The organism is Longimycelium tulufanense, from assembly GCF_014645795.1.
Taxonomy (GTDB): Bacteria; Actinomycetota; Actinomycetes; order Mycobacteriales; family Pseudonocardiaceae; genus Longimycelium; species Longimycelium tulufanense.
The window spans coordinates 116478-141253 of the sequence record NZ_BMMK01000017.1; the positions used below are offsets into that span (position 1 = coordinate 116478).

Sequence of the window (24776 nt, forward strand, 5' to 3'; positions counted from 1 at the left end):
GCGCGGGGTTACCGGCACTCCCCCCGGGAGGGGAAAAACTGGCGAGTACCGTCAGTGTGAAACAAGTCGAAGAACCGCACCATGACGGAAAGTACCGGGAAATATCACTCTACGCACCCGCCCACGACCGGACGAAACGGACGAAACAAGCACATCGACTTTGTTGTCACCGCTGACCGGAACGAGCCGTACCCGATTGAACGCCGATAGAAACGTCGTCGCGTTACATCCCGATTCGAGCGGCTACACCGAGTGCGGCCGTCGCGTCTGGCCCACCGATTCTCCGGCAACGGAACCGGACTCTGTGGCGAGCCCGCTGCACCTTCGTCGTACTCAGCCGCGCTGGGCGTCACGGGCGCGCTCGAGCTGGTTCCGGAGGTCGTCCAACGCGCCGCTCAGCGAGCCGTACACCTCGTCGACGACCCGCAGCCGCTCGGCCCGGTCAGGATCGCCCGACAGCAGCCGGAGCCCACCCGCGGTCAGGTCGCGCACCCCCGCGACGGACTCCAGCCGCCGCTCCACGAAGTCGACCCACCGCTGCTCGTCGACCCGGTAGAGCGCGGCCATCCGGCCGCGCCGCGTCATCTTCCGCACCAGTCCCTGCCCGATGAGCAACCGCAGGTTGGTACTGATCGAGCCGCTGCTGGCCTCCAGCGCCGCGGACAGCTCGGCCGGCGTCCGCTCCGGTGGGTTGCAGATCAGCAGGTAGCCGAGGATGCGGCCGGCGATGAGGGGGAAGCCGTCCCGCTCGAAGGTCATCGCGAAGTGTTCCACCCACGACGACAGCAGGTCCTCGCGCGCCACCACGCCTCCCGTAGATCAGCGTCGAGCAGACTATTCAATATGCACTGAAGCCACAGGATAGCCGATCAGGGTCACCATCGTCGAAGAGATAGGGTGATCACCTCTTCGCGGCATGCTGCCGGACGCCACTCAAGGCCCGCATCTCCCCCGCCGATCTCCCGAGCGTTCCACGTTGTGATCCAGAAAGGGCCTGTATGTCCCGCGCCTGGCGCCAGCGCTCCAGAAGAGCCGTCCTCGTGCTCACCACCCCGCTCTGCGGGCTGCCGGTACTGCTCGCCCCGTCCGCCGCCGCCCAGGAAACCGCGGCGTGCGTCAACGTCGCGCCGGAGACCACGCGCTACGAGTACAGCGACGGAAGCTACCTCGAGGCCGACGGCGTCTACGAGGGTTGTGTCGAGTACACCGACACCGTGATCAGCGGTGGCTTCTGCCCCGACTGGGCCGGCTGGTCGCGGTGCAACCCCTGGACCGAGGGCCACCAGCACCAGAGCTACCGCAAGATGGCCGACGGTGGGTACGCCAACGAGCACGACCTTCTCTGGTGAGCGGCGTGGGGCTGGGCCCCGACACCAGCCCCACGCCCAGTTGGCCCCGGTTGACCCTGTCTGTCCACTGAGGACATTCGACACCCGCGGTGGGGCCGTGGGCACACAACGGCTGGACAGCCGGCCAACCGGCCCGCGACACCCGTAACCGGGATGTGTTGGACCGGAGGCGAGTGCCGGTGCCAGAGGTCACCGCCGGGGGAGGGCGGCTCGCACCGCCGAGGCAAATCTGGCCGGTGCCTCCGGCCCGGTCTGCCGCAAGCCCAGTGAAGGTTCGGTGAGCTCCAGCTCCAGCAGCAACGGTCGACCATCCGGACCGTGCACGACGTCGACGCGCGCGTACACCAGGTCACAGCGCCGGAGTCGGAACCGGGCACAGGTCGCATCCAGCACGTCCTCGGCCAACCGCCGCTGCTCCCCCGTCGGTTCGGCCGGTCGCAGCTTCTCGGTCAGGAACAGGCCGGAGTCGTCGGCCTCGTTCCCGAGCATCGGCCCCTTGTTGAAGGCATGCGAGTAAATCCCGCCCAGGTACACCAGGGCGGTCTCGCCCTCGGCGGCCACCGCCGGCTGGTACGGCTGCACGAGCACGGTGTGGCCGTCCGCGTGCAGGGCGGCGAGGTGCTCCCCCGCCTCGTCCCACTGCTGCACGGTGAACCGGGCCGCACCGGACGATCCCACCCCCACAGCAGGCTTCACCACGACCTCGGTGTCCGGCCAGTCCGGTCGCTCGCCGGGAGCCACGACGGCGGTGGGCACCACCGCGACACCGTCCGCCGCCAGGTCGACCAGGTAGGACTTGTCGGTGTTCCACCGCACCACGGGGGCGGGGTTGGCCAGCGCCGGCAGGGACTCGCACCAGGCGAGGAACTCCTTGTACCGCGTGGTGTAGTCCCACGTCGCGCGCAGCACCACCAGGTCGGCGTCGGCGAAGGCGGTCGCCGGGTCGTCCCACGGGGCGAAGGCCGCGTCCACCCCGACCGCCGCGAGCGCGCCGGGAAGCGCGTCGTCGTCGCCGTCGCCGACGGGCAGCTGGGAGCAGGTGGCCAGCAGCACAACCGGACGGCTCATCGGCCACCCATCCGGTGCCGGTGCCGCGAACCGATCTTCACCTGGGCCGTGGTGTCCAGGTCCCACTGGGCCAGCTCCAGGCCCTCCACCTCGGCGACCACGGCCTCGCCGGTGGCGACGTCGGGAACGATGACGTCGCCGAGCGCGCCGTCCTCGCCCACCAGCGTCAACCGGGCGCCCTTCTGGCCGAGGTACTGGACGACGGCGCGTCCGCTCTGGCCGTGCTCGGCGACGAACCGGCGGGCGGCGTTCACCGCGGCGGCGGGAGGTACGGGCTTGGAGGCAGCGTTCTGGTCACCCACGAGCGGAGCGTAACCCCACAGGGCCGGGCGAGTTCGACGAACGTGAGAAATCACCGCCGGTCACCGCGGGGTGACGCGATGCCGGCCGGGGCCGGCATGCGTGCGGCCCCGAACTCCGGGACGCTGCCCGGGAGTCAGGGCGCGCGGCGGGAACACCGGCACGGTCCGGCCGGTTGCTGCGGGTGAACGGCCCAGCAAGGCGAGGAGGAACCGATGCGCGTGATCGAGGTGCGCAGCTACGGCGGGCCCGAGGTGCTCGAACCCGCCGAGCGGGAGGAGCGCGCACCGGGCCCGGGCGAGTTGCTGGTCGAGGTCGCCGCCGCCGGGGTCAACTTCATCGACACCTATCAGCGGACCGGCGTTTACCCGCTGCCGCTGCCGTTCGTCCCGGGGCTGGAAGGAGCCGGTCGGGTCGTCACGGTCGGCGAGGGGGTCACCGAGTTCGCCGTGGACGACCGGGTGGCCTGGGGGCAGGCGCTGGGCAGCTATGCCAGCCGGGCGGTGGTCCCCGCATCTTCCGCGGTCGCGGTGCCGACGGGGGTCGATGACGAGACGGCGGCCGGGGCGTTGCTGCAGGGCATGACCGCGCACTACCTGACGCGCTCCACGTTCGCGGTGCAGCCCGGCGACACGGTCCTGGTGCACGCCGCCGCCGGTGGGATGGGCCTGCTGCTGACCCAGTCGGTCAAGCGGCTGGGCGGCCGGGTGATAGGCACCGTGTCGACGGCGGAGAAGGAGGCCCTGGCGCGTGCGGCGGGCGCGGACGAGGTGATCCGGTACACCGAGGTCGAGGACCTGGCGGGTGAGGTGCGCCGGCTGACCGGTGGCCGGGGCGTGGACGTGGTCTACGACGGGGTGGGCCGCAGCACCTTCGACGCCAGCCTGGCGAGCGTGCGCCCACGGGGGACCCTCGCGTTGTTCGGTGCGGCCAGTGGGCCGGTGCCGCCGCTGGATCCGCAACGCCTCAACGACGCGGGCTCGGTGTTTCTCGCCCGGCCGTCGCTGGCGCACCACGTGGCGACCCGTGAGGAGTTGGTGTGGCGGGCCGGTGAGGTGTTCGACGACATCGTGTCCGGGGCGCTGAACATCCGGGTCGGTGGTCGCTACCCGCTGGTGGACGCGCGGAGGGCGCACGAGGACCTGGAGGCGCGCCGGACCACGGGCAAGCTGCTCCTCGTGCCGTGACACTGCTGCCCTCAGGCGCCGGAGCGAGCCCGGCGCCTGAGGCAGCATGTCGGGTCCCCGGAGCCGAAACCGCTGATCAACAACCGTGTGCCGGTCCCGTCGTCAGGACAGTGGTGGGCGGCTACGGCGCATACGGGCCGCGGTTCGACACGCGGAGATCGCCCACGATCGGGTCGTAGGCAGACGGACACGCCGCGACGAACCTTCACTTGGCGGGGCGCGTCGGGGACCTTCGGGGAGATACCCGGCACGGCGCGGAGGGAGGCGACGGTGGCCACGCCGACGACCGCCAGGGCAGCACCCACCTCGAGACCGCCCCGCAATCCGGTCCCGAAGCCGCCCAACGGTCGCCCGCCGCGAGTGGTCGCCGATCATGCCACAGCCGGCCTCGCCCCCGTCAGCCACCTTCCCAGTCGCTGGTGGGACGCGGTGGACTCGGTCGGCCGGGACCGGTTCCTGCCCGCCCATGTCTGGGTCGACAACGGGCGGGGCGAGCCCGTGCCGGTCTCCCGCTACACCGAGCCGCACCGCTGGGCCGAGGTGGCCGATGCCGACGTCACGGTGTTGCTCCAGTTCGACGATGGTGCGGTCCGCTGGCCGGAGATCGGCCGGGAGCGCACGGCGACCTCGCCCGCCCCCAGCGTCGTGGTGGCGTTGTTGGACGCGTTGCGGGTGGAGGAAGGGCACCGCGTGCTGGAGATCGGCACCGGAACCGGGTACACGGCGGCGGTGCTGGCGCACGGGCTCGGCCCGTCCCGGGTGACCACCGTGGAGATCGACCACTTCCTGGCCGCGACCGCACGCGGTGCCCTCGCCTCCCACGGCTATCTGGTCACGGTCGCGGCCGCCGACGGGACCGCCGGTCATCCCCCACGCGCGCCCTACGACCGGGTGCTGTCCAGCGCCGCCGTGGCAGTGGGCGCACTGCCCTTCGCGTGGGTGACACAGACCCGACCGGGTGGACGGATCGTGGCGCCGGTGCGGACCTCGTTCACCGATGGGGCCGCGCTGGTCGCGTTCGCCGTGGATGAGGGCGGCCGTGCGACCGGCCGGGCGCTGGGACGGATCGTGCTGCCACCGCTGCGGCAGCACCGGGAGCCCCTGGCCGACCTCGGGGACGTGGTGCCCGATGATCCGGACGCGGTTGTCTCCCACACGACGCTCAAGCTGTGGCGGGTGGCGAAGCGGTTCGACGCGCGATGGGCGATCGGCGTGCAGGTGCCGGGCTGCCAGTGGCGGCACGAGCCACCCGACGCCGAGCATCCCGAACACCTGCTGTGGCTGCTCGATCCGGGCTCGAGGTCATGGGCGAACGTCCGGTACGGCACGACCCGTGGCCCGCACGTCGTCCGGCAGTGCGGCCCACGCCGGCTGTGGGACGAGGTGGTCACCGCGTACCGGTGGTGGAAGGCGCAGGGGAAGCCGGGTCTGCACCGTTGGGTGCTCTCGGTCACGCCCACCGGGCAGCAGGTGCGGCTCGAGGACGAGACGTCCGAGGAGGGCTGAGGGCGTTCCCCAACCCAGGCAACAGGCCCGCCACGCGGGCACCTCGCAGCCCGTCAGCCGTGCCGACTGGCCGAGCCGCGTGGGCGGGCGCACGCTGGGCGCGAGATGTTGACCAGCGGGGGTGGTCGGGAATGTGCCGATGGCTCGTGTACTCGGGGTCGCCGATCCTGCTCGACACCATGATCTACCGCCCACCGCACTCACTCATCGAGCAGAGCATGCACGCCCGTCTCGGCGTCGAGACGACCAACGGCGACGGGTTCGGCGTTGGCTGGTATGCCGGGTCGAAGACCGAGCCCGCCCTGTTCCGGGGGCTCGGCCCGGCGTGGTCGAACCGCAACCTCCGGGAACTTTCCGGGCACATCGTGTCGCCGCTCTTCTTCGCCCACGTACGGGCCTCCACCGGCACCGCCGTGCAGGAGACCAACTGCCACCCGTTCCGGCACGGCAACTGGTTGTGGATGCACAACGGCGTCATCGAGGAGTTCGCCCGGCTCAGGCGAGCGCTGGCGGTCGAGGTCGCCCCAGCCCTGTTCGCCGACATCGAGGGATCGACCGACTCGGAGCTGATGTTCTTCCTCGCCCTGACGTTCGGTCTCACCGACGACCCGCCCTCGGCGGTGGCCCGCATGGTGGGCTTGGTCGAACAGATCGGCCGCGAGCACGGTGTGCCCGCGCCAGTACAGATGACGGTCGCCACCTCCGACGGCACCAGGATGTGGATCTTCCGCTACTCCAGTGAGCATCGGTCCCGGACGCTCTTCTACAGCACCGAAATCAGCACGCTTCGCAAGATGTACCCGGAGATCGAGCCGTTCCGGCGAGCCTCCCCGGAGACGAAGCTGGTGGTCTCCGAACCGCTGGGCGACCTGGCGGGCGCCTGGAACGAGGTCCCCGAGTCGAGCTACGGCGTCATCCAGCCCGGCGAGGACGAGATCCATCCGTTCCAGCCACAGCCTCCGGGCAGCGGGTCGTCGTGACCTACCGCCAGGCGGAAGCCGGTCATGCCGGTGTCCCAGTAGGCGGGACCGAAGGCGTCAGAGGAACGGCCAGCCGAGAGCCGGCCAGCCGAGCAGCGAGTCCACCGAAAGGCCCACGCACACCAGGGTCAGGTAGGTGTTCGACAGGTGGAACAGCTTCATCGGCTTGGTCTTCTCGCCACGCTTGGTCGCACCGTGCAGTTGGTGGGCCATCAGGATGAACCACAGCCCACTCAGCGCGGCGAAAGCGGCATAGAGCCAGCTCGTGGCCGGGACCAGCAGCAACGACCACAGCACCGTCGCCCACGTGTAGCGGACGATCTGCCGGGACACCTGACGGGGCGGGGCCACCACGGGCAGCATCGGCACGCCCGCGCGCTCGTAGTCGTCGCGGAACTTCATGGCCAGTGCCCAGGTGTGCGGCGGGGTCCAGAAGAAGACGATCCCGAACATCACCAGCGCCGGCCATTCGACGGTCCCGGTCACGGCGGACCAGCCGATCACCACCGGCATGCACCCGGCCGCCCCACCCCAGACGACGTTCTGCGCGGTGCGGCGCTTGAGCACCAGCGTGTAGACGAAGACATAGAACAGGATCGTGGCGACGGCGAGCAGGCCGGCCAGCAGGTTCGTGGTGGCCCACAGGAATGCGAAGGACGCCAGCCCCAGCACGATGCCGAACACCAACGCATGACGATTGCTCACGCTGTGTTTCGGCAAGGGTCGCACTTTCGTGCGTTTCATCACCGAGTCAATATCGGCGTCGGCCACGCAGTTCAAAGCGTTGGCACTGCCGGCCGCCATGATCCCGCCGACCAGGGTGGCGAAGAACGTGCCCAGCGGCGGCAGGCCGCGCTGGGCCAGCAGCATCGCCGGGATGGTGGTGACCAACAGCAGCTCGATAACCCGTGGCTTGATCAGCCCGACATAGGCTTTGAGCAGGTCGCCGGCCGTGCGGGCGCGGCCTTCGGCGGGGAGATCGGCGCCGGTGCCCACCGTCTGCTCATCCGAGCAGGTCCTACGGCTCACGGCGCCCCCCGCGCAGCGGTCACCGGCATGGGATTCCTCGTCAGTTCGGGTACCGGCCCTGGACAGTGGGCCGTGGCGAATGGTAGCCGCACTACCTACCGGACCACCCGGCGGGGTGCTTCGCGCCGGTCTCCACCGTGCCGAGATCACACCATCGGCGGATGGTGACTAGGCTGGCGCGCGGACGAGGGAGAACGAGCGGGTCGCTTGTGCGACGAACCCAGGGACGCCGTGACGAGCACGCCCGCGACCTACGTGAACTGGGAGCAACGTCCGTGTCCGTCACCGACGATCTCACCCGCCTGACCACCCCCCGCGTACCGGACGACTGGACCGAGCTCGACAGGCGCGCGGTCGACACGATCCGGGTACTCGCGGCCGACGCCGTGCAGGAGGTGGGCAACGGTCATCCCGGCACCGCGATGAGCCTCGCGCCGACCGCCTACGCGTTGTACCAGCGGATCATGCGACACGACCCGAGCGACCCGGAATGGATCGGCCGGGACCGGTTCATCCTGTCCGCCGGGCACAGCAGCCTGACCCTCTACCTGCAGCTCTTCCTCTCCGGCTACGGGATGGAGCTGGCCGACATCCAGGCGCTGCGGACCTGGGGTTCCAAGACCCCCGGGCACCCCGAGTACTGGCACGCCCCGGGGATCGAGATCACCACCGGCCCGCTGGGCCAGGGGCTGTCCTCGGCCGTGGGCATGGCGATGGCCGCCCGGCGGGAGCGCGGCCTGTTCGACCCGGAGGCGCCGCCGGGGACCAGCCCGTTCGACCACCACATCTACGTGATCGCCTCCGACGGTGACATCGAGGAGGGTGTCACCTCCGAGGCGTCGTCCATCGCGGGCGTGCAGCAGCTGGGCAACCTGGTCGTCATCTACGACGACAACCGCATCTCGATCGAGGACGACACCAAGATCGCCCTGGGCGAGGACGTGGGCAAGCGGTACGAGGCGTACGGCTGGCACGTGCAGCACGTGGAGGGCGGCGAGAACGTCACCGAGGTGCTGGCCGCGCTTCGGGCCGCCAGGGCCGAGACCGAGCGCCCGTCGATCATCGTGCTGCGCACGGTGATCGCCTACCCGGCGCCGCACGCGATGAACACCGGTGAGTCGCACGGCGCGGCGCTGGGCGCGGACGAGGTCGCCGAGGTCAAGCGGATCCTGGGCTTCGACCCGGACCGCACCTTCCAGGTGGACGACGAGGTGCTCGCGCACGCGCGCAAGGTCGTCGAGCGCGGGAAGGCCGCACACGCCGAGTGGCAGCGGTCGTTCGAGGCGTGGGCCCAGGCCAACCCGGAGCGGCACGCGTTGCTGCAGCGGATGGCCAGGCGGCAGCTGCCGGACGGCTGGGCGGCGAAGCTGCCCAGCTGGAAGCCCGACCCGAAGGGGGTCGCGACCCGCAAGGCGTCCGGTGAGGTGCTCAACGCGCTCGCCGACGTGCTGCCCGAGCTGTGGGGTGGCTCGGCCGACCTGGCCGGCAGCAACAACACCACGATGAAGGGCGCCGACTCCTTCGGCCCGACCGAGATCTCCACCGGCAAGTGGCAGGCCCAGCCCTACGGCCGCACGCTGCACTTCGGCGTCCGTGAGCACGCCATGGGCGCGATCCTCAACGGCATCGCGCTGCACGGCGGCACCCGCCCCTACGGCGGCACGTTCCTGGTGTTCAGCGACTACATGCGGCCGGCGGTGCGGCTGGCCGCGCTGATGAAGTCGGCCGCGATCTATGTGTGGACGCACGACTCGATCGGCCTGGGCGAGGACGGCCCGACCCACCAGCCGGTCGAGCACCTGGCCGCGCTGCGGGCGATCCCGGGCCTGTCGGTGGTGCGCCCGGCCGACGCCAACGAGACCGCGGCGGTGTGGAAGACGGTGCTGGAACGGCCGGACGCCCCGGCCGGGCTGGCGTTGACCCGGCAGAACGTGCCGGTGCTGGAGGGCACCGACGCCGAGGGCGTGGCCCGCGGCGGTTACGTGCTCGTCGACGGCGACAACGGCAACGGTGAGCCGGACGTGGTGATCATCGCCACCGGCTCGGAGGTGCAGCTGGCGGTCGAGGCCCGGAAGATCCTGGCCGAGCAGGGCGTTGCCGCTCGTGTGGTCTCGATGCCGTGCGTGGAGTGGTTCGACGAGCAGGACCAGACCTACCGCGACCAGGTGCTGCCACCCTCGGTGAAGGCGCGGGTCTCGGTGGAGGCCGGTGTGGCGATGCCGTGGCACCGGTTCGTCGGGGACGCCGGTGAAACCGTGTCCCTGGAGCACTTCGGCGCGTCCGCCGACTACAAGACGCTGTTCCGCGAGTTCGGGTTCACCGCCGAGGCGGTCGTCGAGGCCGCGCGGCGCAGCCTGGGCCGGGCACGCGGCACCGCCTGACGTGAACGCGTGATGTGGAGGCTAGAGCAGTGAGCACGAGCAACCCGTTGGCCGCGTTGAGCGAGGCCGGTGTCTCCGTCTGGCTGGACGACCTGTCCCGCGAGCGGATGGAGTCGGGCAACCTGGCGAGCCTGATCCGCGACCACCACGTGGTCGGGGTGACCACCAACCCGACCATCTTCGCGGCCGCGCTGGCCAAGGGCGAGTCCTACGACGCGCAGGTGCGTGAGCTCGCCGAGCGCGGCGCCTCGGTGGACCAGACGGTGCGCGAGATCACCACCACCGACGTGCGCACCGCCTGCGACGTCTTCCGGGACCTGTGGGAGCGCACCAACGGCCTGGACGGCCGGGTGTCGATCGAGGTGGACCCGCGGCTGGCGCACGACACCGAGGGCACCGTCGCCGAGGCGCTGGAGCTGTGGAAGACGGTGGACCGGCCGAACCTGATGGTCAAGATCCCGGCCACGGTCGAGGGCCTGCCCGCGATCACCCGGGTGCTGGCCGAGGGGGTGAGCGTCAACGTCACGCTGATCTTCTCGGTGGAGCGCTACCGGGCGGTGATGGACGCCTTCCTGGCCGGATTGGAGCAGGCCAGGACCAAGGGCCACGACCCGGCCCGGATCGCCTCGGTGGCGTCGTTCTTCGTGTCCCGGGTGGACACCGAGGTCGACAAGCGGCTGGGCGAGCTGGGCTCGGCGGAGGCCGAGGCGCTGCGGGGCGAGGCGGCCATCGCCAACGCCCGGCTGGCCTTCGTCGCCTACGAGGAGGTCTTCGCCGGGGAGCGCTGGCAGGCGCTGGCCGACGCCGGGGCCCGGCCGCAGCGTCCGCTGTGGGCGTCCACCGGCGTGAAGGACCCGGCCTACTCCGACACCCGTTACGTGGACGAGCTGGTCACGGCGGGCGTGGTGAACACGATGCCGGAGAAGACGTTGTTCGCCGTCGCCGACCACGGCGAGGTGCGCGGCGACACCGTGCGGGGTACGGGCGAGCAGGCGAAGCAGGTCTTCGACCGGCTGGCCGCCGCGGGAGTGGATCTCGACGACGTGTTCGCGGTGCTGGAGCGCGAGGGCGTGGAGAAGTTCGACAAGTCCTGGACCGAGTTGCTGGACACCGTGACAGAGCAGCTCGAGCAGGCGAAGGACTGAGGCTGGATGGGAGTATCCGAGTTGGACGTGGCGATCGTCCACGATGGACTTGCCTCCGACGCCGTCGCGCTCGTCGACCGCCTGGTCGACGAGCGGGTGGCCAGCCAGCTGGCGGCGCAGGACCCCACGCTGTGGGGTCCTGCCGCCCAGCCCGAGGCGTCCATCCGGCTGTCCTGGACCACGCTGCACGAGACGTCCCGGCCGCTGCTGGCCGAGGTCGAGGCGCTCGCGGCCGAGTTGCGGGCCGAGGGCATCGACCGGGTCGTGCTGGCCGGCATGGGGGGCTCCTCGCTGGCCCCGGAGGTCATCTGCGCGACCGCGGGCGTGCCGCTGGTGGTGCTGGACACCACCGACCCCGGGCAGGTGGCCGACGCGCTGGCCGGTGACCTGCGGCGCACCGTGATCGTGGTGTCGTCGAAGTCCGGGACCACCGTCGAGACCGACAGCCACCGCCGGATCTTCGAGTCTGCTTTCGCACAGGACGGAATCGATGCAGCGTCCCGGATCGTGGTGGTCACCGACCCGGGCTCCCCGCTGGCCGAGACCGCCGGCGAGGCCGGGTACCGCAAGGTGTTCCTGGCCGATCCGAACGTGGGTGGCCGCTACTCGGCGCTGACCGCGTTCGGCCTGGTGCCGGCGGGGCTGGCCGGTGCCGACATCGCCGCGTTGCTGGACGACGCGGCGGAGGCGGCGCGGGTGCTGGCCGTCGACGGCGCGGACAACCCGGCGCTACGGTTGGCCGCCGCGCTGGGGGCGGCGCACTCGGTGGGCGCGGAGAAGGTGGTGCTCGCCGACACCGGGTCCGGGATCACCGGCTTCGCCGACTGGGCGGAGCAGCTCATCGCCGAGTCGACCGGCAAGGAGGGCACCGGCCTGCTGCCGGTGGTCGTGGAGAACGCTGACGCGCCGGGCTTCGCCGACGCCGGTGAGGACGCCACCCCGGTCGCGCTGGGCCCGGCCACCGGCTCCGCGCGGATCACCACGACCGGGCCGCTGGGCGGGCTGTTCCTGCTGTGGGAGTACGCCACGGCGGTCGCCGGCCGGTTGCTGGGCATCAACCCGTTCGACCAGCCGGACGTGGAGGCGGCGAAGAAGGCCGCGCGGGCGCTGCTGGACAACCCGTCGCCGACCGGGCCGACGACGGCACCGAACGTGGTGGACGGGCCGGTGGAGGTCTACGCCTCGGGTAACTGGATGAGCGCGGGTGTGGCGTCGGTGGCCGACGCGTTGCGGGCGTTCCTGGCCGCGGCCCCGGAGCACGGTTACCTGGCGGTGCAGGCGTACCTGGACCGGATCGACGACGCCTCGACGTCGCTGCTGCGGGCCGAGCTGGCCCGCCGTTCCGGGTTGCAGACCACCTTCGGGTGGGGTCCACGGTTCCTGCACTCGACCGGGCAGTACCACAAGGGCGGCCATCAGAACGGGATGTTCCTGCAGGTCACCGGGGCTGTGGTGGAGGACCTGGACGTGCCTGGCCGGCCGTACACGCTCGGTGAGCTGCAGCGGGCGCAGGCGCTGGGTGACGGCCAGGTGCTGGCCGAGCGGAAGCGCCCGGTGTTGCGGCTGCACCTGCTGGACCGGCTGGCGGGACTGGCCCACGTGGTCAAGGCGGTCCAGGAGGTCCGCGGGTGAAGGCGAGAACATGGCGTAACCCGCTGCGCGACGAGCGGGACAAGCGGCTGCCCCGGATCGCCGGGCCGTGCGGGCTGGTGATCTTCGGGGTGACCGGTGACCTGTCCCGCAAGAAGCTGATGCCGGCCATCTACGACCTGGCCAACCGGGGGCTGCTGCCGCCGGGCTTCGGCCTGGTGGGCTACGCCCGCCGGGACTGGGCCGACCAGGACTTCGGCCGCGTGGTGTACGAGGCGGTGCGCCAGTACGCCCGTACTCCGTTCCGGCAGGCGGTGTGGGACCGGCTGGCCGAGGGCTTCCGGTTCGTGCCCGGCACCTTCGACGACCCGGCGGCGTTCGACTCGCTGGCTGCCACCGTCAAGGAGCTGGACCATGACCGGGGCACCGGTGGGAACCACGCGTTCTACCTGTCGATCCCGCCGTCGTTCTTCCCGGTGGTGTCCGAGCAGCTGGCCCGTTCCGGGCTGACCGAGCCCGGGCCGGACCAGTGGCGCCGGGTGGTCATCGAGAAGCCGTTCGGGCACGACCTGGCCAGCGCGCGCGAGCTGAACCGCATCGTCAACGAGGTCTTCCCCGAGGAGTCGGTGTTCCGCATCGACCACTACCTCGGGAAGGAGACGGTGCAGAACATCCTGGCGCTGCGCTTCGCCAACCAGCTGTTCGAGCCGTTGTGGAACTCGCACTACGTCGACCACGTGCAGATCACGATGGCCGAGGACATCGGCATCGGTGGCCGGGCGGGCTACTACGACGGGATCGGTGCGGCACGCGACGTCATCCAGAACCACCTGCTGCAGCTGCTGGCGTTGATGGCCATGGAGGAGCCGACCTCCTTCCACCCGCGGGCGCTGCGGACCGAGAAGGTCAAGGTGCTGTCGGCGACCAAGCCGGTGGGGCCGTTCGAGGAGACCACGGCCCGCGGCCAGTACGTCGGTGGGTGGCAGGGCGGCCAGAAGGTGCGCGGCTACCTGGAGGAGGACGGCATCGCGCCGGGCTCGACCACCGAGACGTACGCGGCGATCACCTGCGCGGTGAACACGCGGCGATGGGCCGGGGTGCCGTTCTACCTGCGCACCGGCAAGCGGCTGGGCCGCCGGGTGACCGAGATCGCCGTGGTGTTCAAGCGGGCCCCGCACCTGCCGTTCGACGCCACGATGACCGAGGAGCTGGGGCAGAACGCGCTGGTGATCCGGGTGCAGCCGGACGAGGGCGTGACCATGCGGTTCGGGTCGAAGGTGCCGGGCGCGGCGATGGAGGTCCGCGACGTCACGATGGACTTCGGCTACGGGCACGCGTTCACCGAGAGCTCGCCGGAGGCGTACGAGCGGCTGCTGTTGGACGTGTTGCTGGGCGAGCCGTCGTTGTTCCCGGTGAACGAGGAGGTCGAGCTGTCCTGGGAGATCCTGGATCCCGTGCTGCGGTATTGGGAGGCCAAGGGCAGGCCGGAGCCGTACACGGCGGGTTCGTGGGGTCCGGACTCGGCGCACGCGATGTTGGACAGGACCGGTCGGCACTGGAGGCGCCCGTGAGCGACTACTGGCTTGTCGCTGGAGGTGCTGGAGCTTGCGGGGGCCGACCGGCCGCGGGTGTCCCGCATCGACACAGGAGGCGCCCGTGATCATCGACCTGCCTTCGACCACGACATCGCAGGTCAACAAGAAGCTCGTCGAACTGCGTGACCAGGGGGGCGCGGTCGCCCTGGGCCGGGTGCTCACCCTGGTGATCGTCACCGATGACGGGGTGCAGACCGAGGAGGCGGTGGACGCGGCGAACCAGGCCAGCCGCGAGCACCCGTGCCGGGTGATCGTGGTGGCGCGCGGCTCGCGCAAGGCCGCGGCGCGGCTGGACGCACAGATCCGGGTCGGCGGGGACGCCGGGGCCAGCGAGGTCGTCGTGCTCCGGCTCTACGGCCCGCTGGCCGACGAGGGTGCGAGTTGTGTGGTGCCGTTGCTGCTGCCGGATGCCCCGGTGGTGGCGTGGTGGCCGGGCAAGGCACCGGAGGTGCCGGCACGGGACCCGATCGGTCGGCTCGCGACGCGACGGATCACCGACGCTGCGGCGGAGAAGAGCCCGATCAAGGCGTTGGAGACGCGCCGCGCCTCCTACGCCGAGGGCGACACCGACCTCGCGTGGACCCGGTTGACCACCTGGCGGGCGTTGCTGGCCTCCGCGCTGGACCTGCCGCCGCACGAGAAGATCACCGCGGCGACGGTCACCGGCGGCTCCGACTCCCCCTCCACCGACCTGCTGGCCGGCTGGCTGGCCGCGTACCTGCGGATCCCGGTGCGGCGGATGCGGCGGCCGGCCGGGGAGGGCATGCATTCGGTGGTGCTGGAACGTGCTTCCGGCCATGTCGAGCTGGTACGGCCCGATGGCAGCGTGGGTACGCTGACCCAGCCGGGGCAGCCGGAGCGTCGGGTGGCGTTGCAGCGCCGGGAGAACCAGGACTGCCTGGTGGAGGAGCTGCGCCGGCTGGACCCGGACGAGATCTACGAGGCCACGCTCAAGGGCCTGGCGAAGGTGGACCACTCGCGGACCACGGTGCGGGCGACCAGCCCGGCCCGACGTTCCCGTGCCAAGGCGGGCAAGAGCGCCGGGGCGGGTGCGCGGAAGTCGGCTGCTGCGTCGCGTGAATCGGCGAAGGCCGGTACCAAGGTCACCGCGAAGGTGGCGGGTACGAAGCCGGCGGCGAAGGGCACCACGGCGGCCCCCGAGGCGGCCGGGGCGCAGCCGTCCGCCAAGACCTCGGCGGCGGGCAGGTCGGCGCCGAGGTCGGCCAAGCGGGCGGGCACGAAGACGAGCGGCAGGGCGGAGAAGTGAGGCAACCCCAGGTCGTGGTGCATGGCACCGCGGAGCTGTTGGCTGCCGCCGTGGCGGCGCGGTTGGTGACCCGGTTGGTCGATGCGCAGGCCGCGCGGGGTTCCGCGTCGCTGGTGCTCACCGGTGGTCGCACGGGTATCGCGGTGTTGGAGGAGCTGCGGGAGGCCCCGGCGCGGGACGCGGTCGACTGGTCGCGTGTCGACCTGTACTGGGGTGACGAGCGATTCCTGGCGGCGGGGCACCCGGAGCGGAACGAGACCCAGGCGCGGGAGGCGTTGCTGGACCATGTGCCGGTGGATCCGGCGCGGGTGCACGTGATGGCGCCGTCGGACGGCGAGTTCGGGGACGACCCGGACGCGGCCGCGGCCGCCTACGCCGAGGTGTTGAAGGCCGGGGCGCAGCCGGAGGACCACGCGCCGGTTCCGGCGTTCGACGTCTGCCTGCTGGGTGTGGGCGAGGAGGGGCACACCGCGTCGGTGTTCCCCTCCTCTCCGGCGGTGTACGAGACCGAGCGGTCGGTGGTGGCGGTGCGGAACTGCCCGAAGCCGCCGCCGACCCGGGTTTCGTTGACGTTGCCGGCGATTCGGTCCGCGACCGAGGTGTGGCTGTTGACCACGGGGACGGGCAAGGCGGCGGCGGTCGCCATGGCGCTCAGCGGGGCCGGTGAGGTGCAGCTGCCGGCGGCGGGTGCCCGCGGGCGCCGCCGCACGCTGTGGCTGCTGGACCGCGCGGCGGCGGCCAAGGTGCCCGGCGTGTTCGTTCCCCCGCTGGCCTGAGCCTCGTCCCCTCCCTGGACAGTCCCCCGCCCTCCCGGGGGCTGACGCCCCGCGTCCAGGCTAGTCGCGTGTTTGGCCAACTCAAAACACGTGTCCACAGCGAGAACCGGCTGTCCACAGGGGACAAATATTCACTTGACACGGGGTGACGGCAGTGGGCGGCCGGCCACCCCCGGCCGGAAGTCACCGCGGGCGCGGTAGAGACACCGCGGAAACGTCTGCGGCGCGCGTTACGCCTGCCCCCTCGACGCCGTGCCCGCTGGCTCGGTCTCCTGCCGACCCGGCTTCCGCTGTCGGAGCGCGACCGACGTGAACATCGCGAGAAGCGCGACGGTCACACAGGCCACGACCGCGGTCAGCCGGAAACCGTAGGTGTACGCGGATCGTGCGGCGTCGGCGATCAGGTCGCCGGCCTCGCCCCCGACCCGCCGGGCGGCCGTCACGCCTTCCCCGATCGAGTTTCCCGCCTCGGACGGCGTGACCGCCTCGAGCTTGTCCGGCAGCACGAAGCTGTGCGTGTAGAGCGCTGCCATCAGGCTGCCGAGCAACGCGATACCGAGCCCGGCACCGACTTCGTAGGAGACCGACTCGATGGAGGCGGCGGCTCCGGCTCGGTGCTGCGGGGCACCGGTCATGATGGCGTCCGACGCCACCGTCTGCACGGCGCCGTGCCCGGCACCGATCAACACCAGACACACCATGATCACGCCGGAAGCGTGCTGGGTGGAGAATGCCGCCGTCCCCGCGTACCCCACCGCTGCCATCACAAGCCCGGCCGAGACAACCCCGCGCAGGCCGAGGCGGGACACCAAAAAACCACCCAGCGGGCCACCGACGAACGCCGCGATCGGCATGGGGAGAAGGAAGAACCCTGCTTCCCACGGGGACAGCCCGAGCACGAACTGCAGCTCCTGGGCGAGCAGCAGTTCGAATCCGACCATCACCAGCACCGGCACCACCGAGGCCAGGACACCGATGCGAAAGCGTCGTTCGGCGAACAATGTCAGGTCGAGCATGGGGTGCCTGGCGCGTAGCTGGCGCCGGACGAACAGGACGAGCACCGTCGCGCCGACCAACCCGGGGACCAGGAACTCGGTGGCTGAGCTCCCACTGTGGGCGAGAGCTTTGACCGCGTAGACGACGCCGACCACGCCGACGATCCCGAGCACCGGTGACAGCGGCTCCCACGGTTCCTTGTGCTCCGCTGCACGGTTGGCCAGCAACACCGTGACCAGCACCAGCGCGAGTCCCACAATCGGGACGTTGATGAGGAACACCGAGCCCCACCAGAAGTGCTCGAGCAGGGCACCGCCGGCCACCGGTCCCACGGCGGCGCCACCGGAGGCAACCGCACTCCAGACGCCGATGGCGACCGCGCGCTCCCGGTCGTCATGGAACACCTGGCGGATGATGGCCAGCGTGGCCGGGATGATCATCGACGCTCCGGTCGCCAGCGCGGCGCGACCGGCGATCAGTAACGGTGGTGTCGGTGAGAAGGCGGAGACGGCGGACGCAACCCCGAACACGGCCAATCCGAGAAGCAGCAGCCGCTTGTGCCCCATACGGTCGCCGAGCGGTCCGGTGACGAGCACCAGACCCACCATCATCAGCGGGTAGATGTCGGCGATCCACAGCACTTCGCGGGCGGTCGCGCCGAGGGTGTCGGTGAGCGAGGGCACCGCGATGTTGAGGATGGTCGCGTCCGCCGCCACCGGTAGATAGCACCCGGCCACGACGGCGAGGACGAACCAGCGATTCTGCTTGTCGGTCAAGGTGATTCCGCTCGCGTGTCGTGTCCAGCGTGCTGGATCCGACCTCGTACCTGCTCGACCAGCGCGTGGAACCCGTCCATCGACGGTGCGAAGATCATGCAGCTCAGTCTTCCTGCCTCCAGTCCGGTCAGCTCGCAGGGAACGACGCCGGTGGGCGCCGACCCCGGTGCGCGCACCAGGGGGCCGAGGAGATCCAGGACCGCTTCCAGGGATATGCCGGCTTCGAGCCCGTAGAAGTCGAAGTTTCCCACCGCGGTATGTTCTGCGTAGTTTGCCCCGAAAAAGCCCGATCCGAAGTCGTGGACGTGGGTGGAGCCGGTGCGCCGGGGGTTGAGGTCGAGCAGGAAGACCTCCCCGCTCTCCCGGGCGACCGCGTCGATCCCGAAGTGTCCGCGGTATCCCCGACGCTGGAGCTCACGGGCGATGACGAGGCTGCCGGACACCAGGTTCTCGTACCACTTCTCCGTCACCAGCGACGGTCCCGTCGCGTTTCCGCGGAGCCGGGTGGGACCGTCGAACAACATCTCGCACACGTGGGTCAGGACCGGTTCCGCTGCCGGCTCCTCCGGAACGATGTACTCCACCGACGGGAAGACGACATCGTCCCCGTCGACGTACTCCTCCACCACGATGGGGTCGTCACCGTAGAAGGTGCCTTCTGTCAGGGACCGGCGGATGTGTTCCGGATCGTCCCCTGGCCGGAAGATGAGCAGGCCGACACTCGCCTCGCCTCGGTCGGCCTTGGCGATGCAGGGCCGTCCCTCGGCAAGAAACTCGGTGACGGCGACGGTGGCTTCGGCCCGACTGTGGCATGTCCGACCGTCGGCGACACGGCAGGTGGATCCGGCCAGGCCGAGCTCGACCACGAGCGACCGCAGGCCATGCTTGGTGTCGAGGATGTCCCGGAGTGTCTGGCTCGGGCAGCTTTCTGGGAGCTCGACGGTGACACCGCGCAGCCGCAACGTCTCGACGAACGTCCAGAGGTCGGCCGTGGTCGTGTGCGGTAAGAGCCGGACGCGCCCCGTCGGGCCGGCGTAGTCGACCAGGCCGGCCATCACCTGCTCGTCACGGACGATGTCGGTGAACAGGGATCCGGAGAGGGAACGCGGGCTGAGGTTGCCTACCCCGGACAGCCCGAGGAAACCCGTCTGCCAGTCGAGGTTTCCGATCGGTCGGGCGGTGACGATGAGCTTCCGGGTGGGTTGCCAGAAGACAGCCTGATCCTGCTGGGAGAACGATTCGGCCAGGATTGCGCTGGCCTGGCGCGCGTCGGATGCGCGTCCGGCGACCTCACCGAGGGTGTCGACCGCGTTGCAGACGCAGACGGTGGGAACCGGATCCGTGCCTGTCACGGCCTGCCCTCCGCGCGGTCCGCGGTGACCAGTCCCTCGCGCGGGACCCCGTAGCCGGAGCGCACCAGCTCGCAGACGTTGTCCACGACATGCCAGAACAGGCGCTCGCCGAGGTCGGCGGACGCACCCTCGGTCGAGGACAGCACACCCTGGTTGGACATGCGGGACACGTCGAGTGGATGGACGTACACGCCTGCCAGTGGTGGGGTGTCGTGTCCCGGCCGACTTGCACGGACGGTGTCCGGCCGGAGGTAGAGCATCAGGCTGGTCTCGGTGAGTCCGGCGTGTTCGGCGTGCCAGCCGGGAAAGTCGGGCAACTCCCGGGCGAGGAAGGAGCCATGCACGAAGCTCCACCAGCTCGCGGCCAGGATCACGGTGTCACGGAACAGATCGGTGGGCCGGCACCCGTCGATGGCCTCGAAGAGGAGCCCCTCGTTCTCGTAGTGCCCGTTGATGATCACCAGACGTCCCGGCCGCAGCTCGGACAGTCCCCGCAGGCAGTCCGTCAGGTACTCGACCAGCGTCGTGCCCCGTAGATGCACGGTGCCCGGGAGGTGCAGTCCTCCCCCACTCTGTGGGAGGGAGCGCGCCGAGATCGGTTGGCTGGGCAACAGGTACCCGTCGAGCGCGGCCGCGACCTCCTCCGCGATCGCGGAGGGTATGTCGTGGTCGACGGACAACGGCAGGTGTGGTCCGTGCTGCTCCAGTCCGCCGACCGCCCACACCAGGGTGGAACCCTCCACAGTGGACCCGACCTGGGCGCTGGTGAGGTCTCCGTACCGGCGAACGGTCGTCGTGCGACGACGCATCCCTCATCCCCTCTTCGGCAGGCTTCGGCCCACCAGGCTGTCGACGGTGGTGTCATGGCTCCGCAACCAGGCCGCGACCCCGTTCTGGATGGCTGCGAAGGTCTCGTGCATGTTCTTGTGTAGCGCGGTGTAGACCTGCACGACGTTCGCACCGACGCTGAGGTACTCGACGACGTCCGAGGCGTGCTGGACCCCGCCACCGCCCAGGATCGGCGCCTCGACGCCCCGCTGGCGCAGAGCGAAGATCTCGGCGAGCACGAGCGGTTTGATGCCGGCACCGGAATACCCGAACGCGCCGCCGAGCCGCACCTCACCGGTCACCGGGTCGACGGCCAGACCGGCGATGGTGTCGCTGAGGGTGATCGCGTCGGCGCCCGCCTCCAGGGCGGCCAGCACCCGGTCCCGCGTCCGCTCGCCCACGGCGAGCTTCACGCTGAACGGCAGGGAGGTCAGCTCCCGGACCGCCTGGACGTGGGCGGCCACCCGGCCCGGGGTGTCGTCCAGGCCCTCCTCCTCGTTCATGCAGGAGATGCCCAGCTCCAGTGCCCGGCAGCCGGTTTCGGCGACGCGCTGTGCCAGCGTGCCCAGCTCCGCGGGTGAGTTCGCGTGCACCGAGGCGATCACCGGAAGACCGTCCTGGGCGAACCGGGCCAGCATCGCGCACCAGTCGTCGACGCTCCGGCGGGAGTACGTCGTGCTGTTGAGCATGCCCGTGGGGAGGCGCAGCACGCGCTCGTCACCGATACGGGGTGGGCTCGGGTGGATGGTCTTGGTGACGACGGCGCCCGCGCCACGCTCCAGCAGGCGGCGGATGTTCCGTTCCTGGTCGGTGAGTAGCCCGGAGCCGACGACGACCGGTGACGACAGGGTCATGCCCAGCGCCCTGCACCGGGCACGGCCCTCGGCCATGACAGCCATGGTTTCCTCCAGCCGGCGCAGATCAGTCCACCATTGCCACGGTGTCCCGCGCGGCCGAGGAGATCAGGCCGAGCAGCGTGGAACGGTCGTGCTGCACGCGCGTGATGTCGAAGACGCCCACCTGGGCCACCGCCGGCAGCCCTCGCAGCAGATGGCTTGCGGTCGGGGTGACGGGCAGCGGCGTGACGAGGACGATCGGCTTGCCGAGTGCGGAGGCCCAGCCCAGCTCGACGTGGGTGCCGTCGGTGCGCAGCAGCCCGCCGCGTTCGTGTGCGGGCAGGACGGGGACGAAGACGTCGCAGCGCCGCATCCAGCGGAGGTCGCGCTCGGCGACCTGCTCGGGAGTGAACAGGGCGGTGTCGTCCCCGAACTTCTCGGCCAGGTGGGCGGAGAAGACGGTGCCGCTGGCGGCCCGCACCGACTCGATGATGTCGTGGATGGCGTCGCGGAGCGGTGAGTAGAACCCGTCACGTTGGATGGCGTGCTGGATGGGCCCGCCCACGAAGACGTTCATCCCGGTCAGGTCCGCCTCGTCACGGGTGGTGAGGGAAAGGTCGTCCACATCTGCTCCTTGCTTGTCGGGATCGGCGATGGATCCCGGGGGAACACCGGCGGTTTCAGTAGCCCGACGGATGGGACCGGCCGAGGTGGTGCCGTTCGTGCCCCTTGAGTGGCGGGTTGAAGACGCTGATGAGGATGAGATCGCCGGCGCCAGCACGCAGGTAGTGCTGGTCGTGCTGGTCCAGTGCGTAAAGATCGCCGGTCCTGATCGGGTAGACTTTGCCCGCCATGTCCTCGATCTCGCCTTCGCCGGCGATGCAGTAGCAGGACTCGAGGTGGTTCTGGTACCGCAACAGCGAGGTCGTGCCGGCACGGACGACGGTGTGACAAATCGTGTAACCCATGTTGTCGGACTCGACCAGGAGCCGATAACTCCTACCGTTTCCCCAGTCGACGTCGCGATCGGTACCTTTGACCTCGTCGAGACTTCGTACGAACATTAAGAAATCCCCACCAAACGAAGTTGTCCACCACGGGAGTGGACAGCGATGACCGTTCGATAGATGCGCAACAGGTCAGTTCCGGGATGCGCTCCAGCGGTGGTCACAACGACACCGCGACATGAACCACAGATCAGGAGCGTGCCGCGCCGGGCGAGAATGATGGCCGGGACCGTGTCCCGACACATGTCAGTTACCCACCGGCCTCCCCTTGCACCACTGCCTCCGCAAACTACCCGAACCGCTGATGAGATCGATCCAATCAAAGATCTCCAGCCAAATCCAAACCATGACCGGACTGCCACCCGAACGGACGCAGGGGCAACAACGAGCCCGAGGTCGAATGTTCGGACCGGGATGGTGGATTGAAGGAAGAGCAGTACTGGCGCCGCGAACGGTTCAGCACCAACAACACCATAATCGCCCGATAATCGGAGCCACGTTCAGCCGGAGTTGCCGTACCGACCACGCATCGCCAGAATTTCGCGAAACAGACAGTGCGCGTTTGTTGGAAGGTCTGCGCCGGCAGGCGGCCCGGTGCGCCGGGCGTGGGCGCCGAACATCGTCAGCCGCGCTCGCACCCGTCCCGATGCGGGAGCGGGGCCAACGGGTGCGCCGCGCGGCGGGCGGCGCGGGCGCGGGCCTTCGCCGACAGGTCGGCGACGAGTGCGGCGAGCCGGTGCGGGTCGACGGTGGTGGCGCCCGGACCGAACTCGATGTCCCAGACGGCACCGCCGGGTCCCACCAGCACGGTGACCAGCCCGTCGGGACTGCTGGCCGTGGCGGCGATGCGGTCCATCGGTGTTCTCCTCACTCGGTTGGCGTTCAACCGTTCCATCATCACCGTCGAACCGACCGTTCGGTGCATCCTCAACATCCAATTAGCACCCGATCGGAGCACTCCTTACGTCGCCCGTTGCGGAGTTGCCCGGCCGCCCGAACAGTCCACAGCGGACACCGCCGAACGGAGGACAGAACTTTCACCGGACTGCTTGTCCGTTGCGCCTCCACTCCTCGTGGAACAGGTCGCCAACGCCCAGAAGACAGCGCCTCCTCAGCGTATCCGGGTCACGCTTACCCGTAGTGATCGCCTGGATGTCCACTGTGACAAGCCAATCTGAAGAGATTGGCCTGGCCGGACCTTGCCGTGACGAATCGGTCCACGCGGCGTGACGACGAACAAGTCGCTCATGTGCCCGACATGCGGACACAGAAAAAGGGCAGCACGGCGGCAATGCGCCGGTGCACGTGTTCGCGTTCGCGAAGAACTTGCGATCAGGACGTTCGGGTCTTGTCCACGAACTGGGATATCTGCCAAGTGGCTAACTCTGCGCTCGTCTTTGCCACACGAAAGAAGTACCTTTACCCCCGTCGTTCGGGTGGTGGAGGTGACGCCCTGGTTGCTCACGATCTTTCGCGGGGCAGTTCGGGCGGCACCCGCGGTGCACCGCTCGTCCCGGCGCAACGCGGCACCGCCGTGACCGCGGGCCGCGGCTGGTGGCCACGCTGGGCGGACCGGGCCGGCCGGTGGCAGCAGCTGGCATTGGACCTCGGCGTGGTGGTCCTCGCCGGCTTGGACGTCGCGCTCTGGAGCCCGCCACCGGACGTGGACGTGCAGACCTACTCGAACGTGCTGTCCTGGGTCGCCGTCGTGGCGCTGCTGTTCCGTCGGCGGTTCCCGCTGGCGACGGCGGTGCTGACCTTCCCCGGCTACCTGGTCGGCTGGTCCCAGCTCGCCGCGATCTTCGCGATGTACTCGGTGGCGCGCCACTACAACCGGAGCTGGCAGACGGTGGTCGGGGCGGTACTGGTCTTCGTACCCCGAACCGTGCTCTGGCCGCCGGAGAAGTTCTTCGAGCAGGACATCGGTGACCACCTGCACAACGTCATGTACGGGTTCATCGTCACCGGCTTACCGCTGGCGGTCGGTCTGCTCGTGCATACCCGCGGCGAGTTGTCCCAACGCCTGACCGAGCTGGCCGAGAGTCGGGAGCGGGAGAAACGCCTGCACGCGCACTCGGTGCTGGCCGAGGAGCGGGCGCGACTCGCCCGCGAGATGCACGACGTGGTCTCGCACCAGGTCACGCTGATCGCGATGCAGGCCGGGGCATTGCAGGTGTCCACCAACGACGCGGACGCGCGGGAGACCGCCCAGACCATCCGGACACTGAGCACCCGCACGCTCGAGGAGCTGCGGCAGATGGTCAGTGTGCTCCGAGTCGCCGCGTTGGACGCGGCCGCCGCATCCCAGCGCAGTCTTGCCGATCTGCCTGAGCTGATCGCGGGCTGCGGTGTCGACGTGCAGCTGTCGGTCGGACAGCTACCCGAGTCGCTGTCCCCGGAGCTGTCCACCACCGCGTTTCGAACGGTGCAGGAAGCACTGACCAACGTCCGTAAGCACGCTCCCGGCGTCGCGGCCGAGGTGCGGTTGCAAGTGAATGGGCGGGATCTGCTCGTCGAGGTGCGCAACGAGGCCCCGGCGGCGCAGTCCTCCCGGTCGTCGTTCCCCTCCGGCGGACACGGTTTGGTGGGCCTGCGGGAGCGGGCGGAGTTACTGGCCGGGACGTTCGAGGCCGGCCCGACGGCGGACGGCGGCTACGTCGTTCGCGCGCGTCTCCCCCTCCGCTGCCCACCCCGCGCCCGTCGCTGAGGTCGTCTGTCCCGGTGGCTGGTCCCGTCCGAATCGATCGGGATACGACATCGGTTCGATAAACAGGTAAGAATCGTTGCCTCGGTCTCCGCCGCCCGCGA

General features: G+C 70.1%; 22 protein-coding genes. 11 read left to right on the plus strand and 11 right to left on the minus strand.

The window, feature by feature from the left end; genetic code table 11:
- Window positions 1-333: 333 nt before the first annotated feature.
- The gene (locus IEY55_RS18170) at window positions 334-804 is read right to left on the minus strand and encodes a GbsR/MarR family transcriptional regulator (protein WP_229686506.1); all 471 of its coding nucleotides are present in this window, start codon (window positions 802-804) and stop codon (window positions 334-336) included.
- A 194-nt stretch (window positions 805-998) separates the two neighbouring features.
- Between IEY55_RS18170 and IEY55_RS18175 the strand changes: the two genes are divergently transcribed.
- Window positions 999-1349 carry a hypothetical protein gene (locus tag IEY55_RS18175; RefSeq protein WP_189059389.1) on the plus strand — a complete coding sequence of 117 codons (351 nt, stop codon included), beginning with the start codon at window positions 999-1001 and terminating at the stop codon, window positions 1347-1349.
- 189 nt (window positions 1350-1538) lie between these two features.
- On the opposite strand, the gene IEY55_RS18180 is transcribed toward IEY55_RS18175, so the two are convergent.
- Together IEY55_RS18180 and IEY55_RS18185 are read right to left on the minus strand one after the other, a co-directional pair.
- Window positions 1539-2417 carry an ATP-grasp domain-containing protein gene (locus tag IEY55_RS18180; RefSeq protein ID WP_189059391.1) on the minus strand — a complete coding sequence of 293 codons (879 nt, stop codon included), beginning with the start codon at window positions 2415-2417 and terminating at the stop codon, window positions 1539-1541.
- Window positions 2414-2719: a hypothetical protein gene (locus IEY55_RS18185; protein ID WP_189059393.1), complete on the minus strand. Its 306-nt coding sequence runs from the start codon at window positions 2717-2719 to the stop codon at window positions 2414-2416. Before IEY55_RS18185 ends, IEY55_RS18180 begins: the two co-directional genes overlap by 4 nt.
- 213 nt (window positions 2720-2932) lie before the next feature.
- On the opposite strand from IEY55_RS18185, the gene IEY55_RS18190 reads away from it, so the two are divergent.
- From IEY55_RS18190 to IEY55_RS18200, 3 genes are all read left to right on the plus strand, one after another.
- Window positions 2933-3904: a quinone oxidoreductase family protein gene (locus IEY55_RS18190; RefSeq protein ID WP_189059395.1), complete on the plus strand. Its 972-nt coding sequence runs from the start codon at window positions 2933-2935 to the stop codon at window positions 3902-3904.
- A 429-nt stretch (window positions 3905-4333) separates the two neighbouring features.
- Window positions 4334-5410 (plus strand): methyltransferase domain-containing protein, encoded by a 1077-nt coding sequence (locus tag IEY55_RS18195; RefSeq protein WP_189059397.1) that lies wholly within the window; start codon window positions 4334-4336, stop codon window positions 5408-5410.
- Between the two features lie 131 nt (window positions 5411-5541).
- On the plus strand, window positions 5542-6390 hold the full coding sequence (locus IEY55_RS18200) for a class II glutamine amidotransferase (RefSeq protein ID WP_189059399.1): 849 nt from the start codon (window positions 5542-5544) through the stop codon (window positions 6388-6390).
- A gap of 57 nt (window positions 6391-6447) precedes the next feature.
- On the opposite strand, the gene IEY55_RS18205 is transcribed toward IEY55_RS18200, so the two are convergent.
- Window positions 6448-7386 carry a heme o synthase gene (locus IEY55_RS18205; RefSeq protein WP_229686514.1) on the minus strand — a complete coding sequence of 313 codons (939 nt, stop codon included), beginning with the start codon at window positions 7384-7386 and terminating at the stop codon, window positions 6448-6450.
- Between the two features lie 308 nt (window positions 7387-7694).
- Between IEY55_RS18205 and tkt the strand changes: the two genes are divergently transcribed.
- From tkt to pgl, 6 genes are all read left to right on the plus strand, one after another.
- A complete protein-coding gene (tkt, locus tag IEY55_RS18210) occupies window positions 7695-9800 on the plus strand; it encodes a transketolase (protein ID WP_229686507.1) in 2106 nt (701 codons plus the stop codon).
- Between the two features lie 29 nt (window positions 9801-9829).
- A complete protein-coding gene (tal, locus tag IEY55_RS18215) occupies window positions 9830-10945 on the plus strand; it encodes a transaldolase (RefSeq protein ID WP_189059404.1) in 1116 nt (371 codons plus the stop codon).
- 6 nt (window positions 10946-10951) lie between these two features.
- Window positions 10952-12577, plus strand: coding sequence for a phosphoglucose isomerase-related protein (locus IEY55_RS18220; protein ID WP_189059406.1), 1626 nt, complete (start codon window positions 10952-10954; stop codon window positions 12575-12577).
- The gene (zwf, locus tag IEY55_RS18225; RefSeq protein ID WP_189059408.1) at window positions 12574-14106 is read left to right on the plus strand and encodes a glucose-6-phosphate dehydrogenase; all 1533 of its coding nucleotides are present in this window, start codon (window positions 12574-12576) and stop codon (window positions 14104-14106) included. The genes IEY55_RS18220 and zwf overlap by 4 nt, the downstream gene beginning before the upstream one ends.
- Before the next feature lie 85 nt (window positions 14107-14191).
- Window positions 14192-15397 (plus strand): glucose-6-phosphate dehydrogenase assembly protein OpcA, encoded by a 1206-nt coding sequence (gene opcA / locus IEY55_RS18230; RefSeq protein WP_189059410.1) that lies wholly within the window; start codon window positions 14192-14194, stop codon window positions 15395-15397.
- Window positions 15394-16173, plus strand: a complete 780-nt coding sequence (gene pgl / locus IEY55_RS18235; protein ID WP_189059412.1) for a 6-phosphogluconolactonase — start codon at window positions 15394-15396, stop codon at window positions 16171-16173. Before opcA ends, pgl begins: the two co-directional genes overlap by 4 nt.
- A 230-nt stretch (window positions 16174-16403) precedes the next feature.
- On the opposite strand, the gene IEY55_RS18240 is transcribed toward pgl, so the two are convergent.
- The 7 genes from IEY55_RS18240 to IEY55_RS18270 form a co-directional block, all read right to left on the minus strand.
- Complete coding sequence (locus IEY55_RS18240) at window positions 16404-17945, minus strand: MFS transporter (protein ID WP_189059414.1); 1542 nt, start codon at window positions 17943-17945, stop codon at window positions 16404-16406.
- The gene (locus IEY55_RS18245) at window positions 17942-19297 is read right to left on the minus strand and encodes an ATP-grasp domain-containing protein (protein ID WP_189059416.1); all 1356 of its coding nucleotides are present in this window, start codon (window positions 19295-19297) and stop codon (window positions 17942-17944) included. Before IEY55_RS18245 ends, IEY55_RS18240 begins: the two co-directional genes overlap by 4 nt.
- Window positions 19294-20106: a creatininase family protein gene (locus IEY55_RS18250; protein ID WP_189059418.1), complete on the minus strand. Its 813-nt coding sequence runs from the start codon at window positions 20104-20106 to the stop codon at window positions 19294-19296. The genes IEY55_RS18245 and IEY55_RS18250 overlap by 4 nt, the downstream gene beginning before the upstream one ends.
- A gap of 3 nt (window positions 20107-20109) precedes the next feature.
- A complete protein-coding gene (locus IEY55_RS18255; RefSeq protein ID WP_189059420.1) occupies window positions 20110-21015 on the minus strand; it encodes a beta/alpha barrel domain-containing protein in 906 nt (301 codons plus the stop codon).
- A 31-nt stretch (window positions 21016-21046) separates the two neighbouring features.
- Complete coding sequence (locus IEY55_RS18260) at window positions 21047-21586, minus strand: nucleoside 2-deoxyribosyltransferase (RefSeq protein WP_229686508.1); 540 nt, start codon at window positions 21584-21586, stop codon at window positions 21047-21049.
- A 55-nt stretch (window positions 21587-21641) separates the two neighbouring features.
- Window positions 21642-22025 carry an ectoine synthase gene (locus IEY55_RS18265; protein ID WP_189059422.1) on the minus strand — a complete coding sequence of 128 codons (384 nt, stop codon included), beginning with the start codon at window positions 22023-22025 and terminating at the stop codon, window positions 21642-21644.
- Between the two features lie 565 nt (window positions 22026-22590).
- Entirely contained in the window at window positions 22591-22824 is a 234-nt protein-coding gene (locus IEY55_RS18270; protein ID WP_189059424.1) for a YbaB/EbfC family nucleoid-associated protein, read from the minus strand.
- Window positions 22825-23502: 678 nt separating this feature from the next.
- Between IEY55_RS18270 and IEY55_RS18275 the strand changes: the two genes are divergently transcribed.
- Window positions 23503-24675: a sensor histidine kinase gene (locus tag IEY55_RS18275; RefSeq protein WP_229686509.1), complete on the plus strand. Its 1173-nt coding sequence runs from the start codon at window positions 23503-23505 to the stop codon at window positions 24673-24675.
- The last annotated feature ends 101 nt before the right edge of the window (window positions 24676-24776 follow it).

Excerpts from the sequence above, each read along its gene's own strand:
- IEY55_RS18200 (WP_189059399.1), top strand. The coding sequence starts at position 5,542 with ATGTGCCGATGGCTCGTGTACTCGGGGTCGCCGATCCTGCTCGACACC.
- IEY55_RS18175 (WP_189059389.1), top strand. The coding sequence starts at position 999 with ATGTCCCGCGCCTGGCGCCAGCGCTCCAGAAGAGCCGTCCTCGTGCTC.
- IEY55_RS18220 (WP_189059406.1), top strand. The coding sequence starts at position 10,952 with ATGGGAGTATCCGAGTTGGACGTGGCGATCGTCCACGATGGACTTGCC.
- IEY55_RS18190 (WP_189059395.1), top strand. The coding sequence starts at position 2,933 with ATGCGCGTGATCGAGGTGCGCAGCTACGGCGGGCCCGAGGTGCTCGAA.
- IEY55_RS18265 (WP_189059422.1), bottom strand. The coding sequence starts at position 22,025 with ATGTTCGTACGAAGTCTCGACGAGGTCAAAGGTACCGATCGCGACGTC.
- IEY55_RS18270 (WP_189059424.1), bottom strand. The coding sequence starts at position 22,824 with ATGGACCGCATCGCCGCCACGGCCAGCAGTCCCGACGGGCTGGTCACC.
- IEY55_RS18250 (WP_189059418.1), bottom strand. The coding sequence starts at position 20,106 with ATGCGTCGTCGCACGACGACCGTTCGCCGGTACGGAGACCTCACCAGC.
- IEY55_RS18255 (WP_189059420.1), bottom strand. The coding sequence starts at position 21,015 with ATGGCCGAGGGCCGTGCCCGGTGCAGGGCGCTGGGCATGACCCTGTCG.
- IEY55_RS18180 (WP_189059391.1), bottom strand. The coding sequence starts at position 2,417 with ATGAGCCGTCCGGTTGTGCTGCTGGCCACCTGCTCCCAGCTGCCCGTC.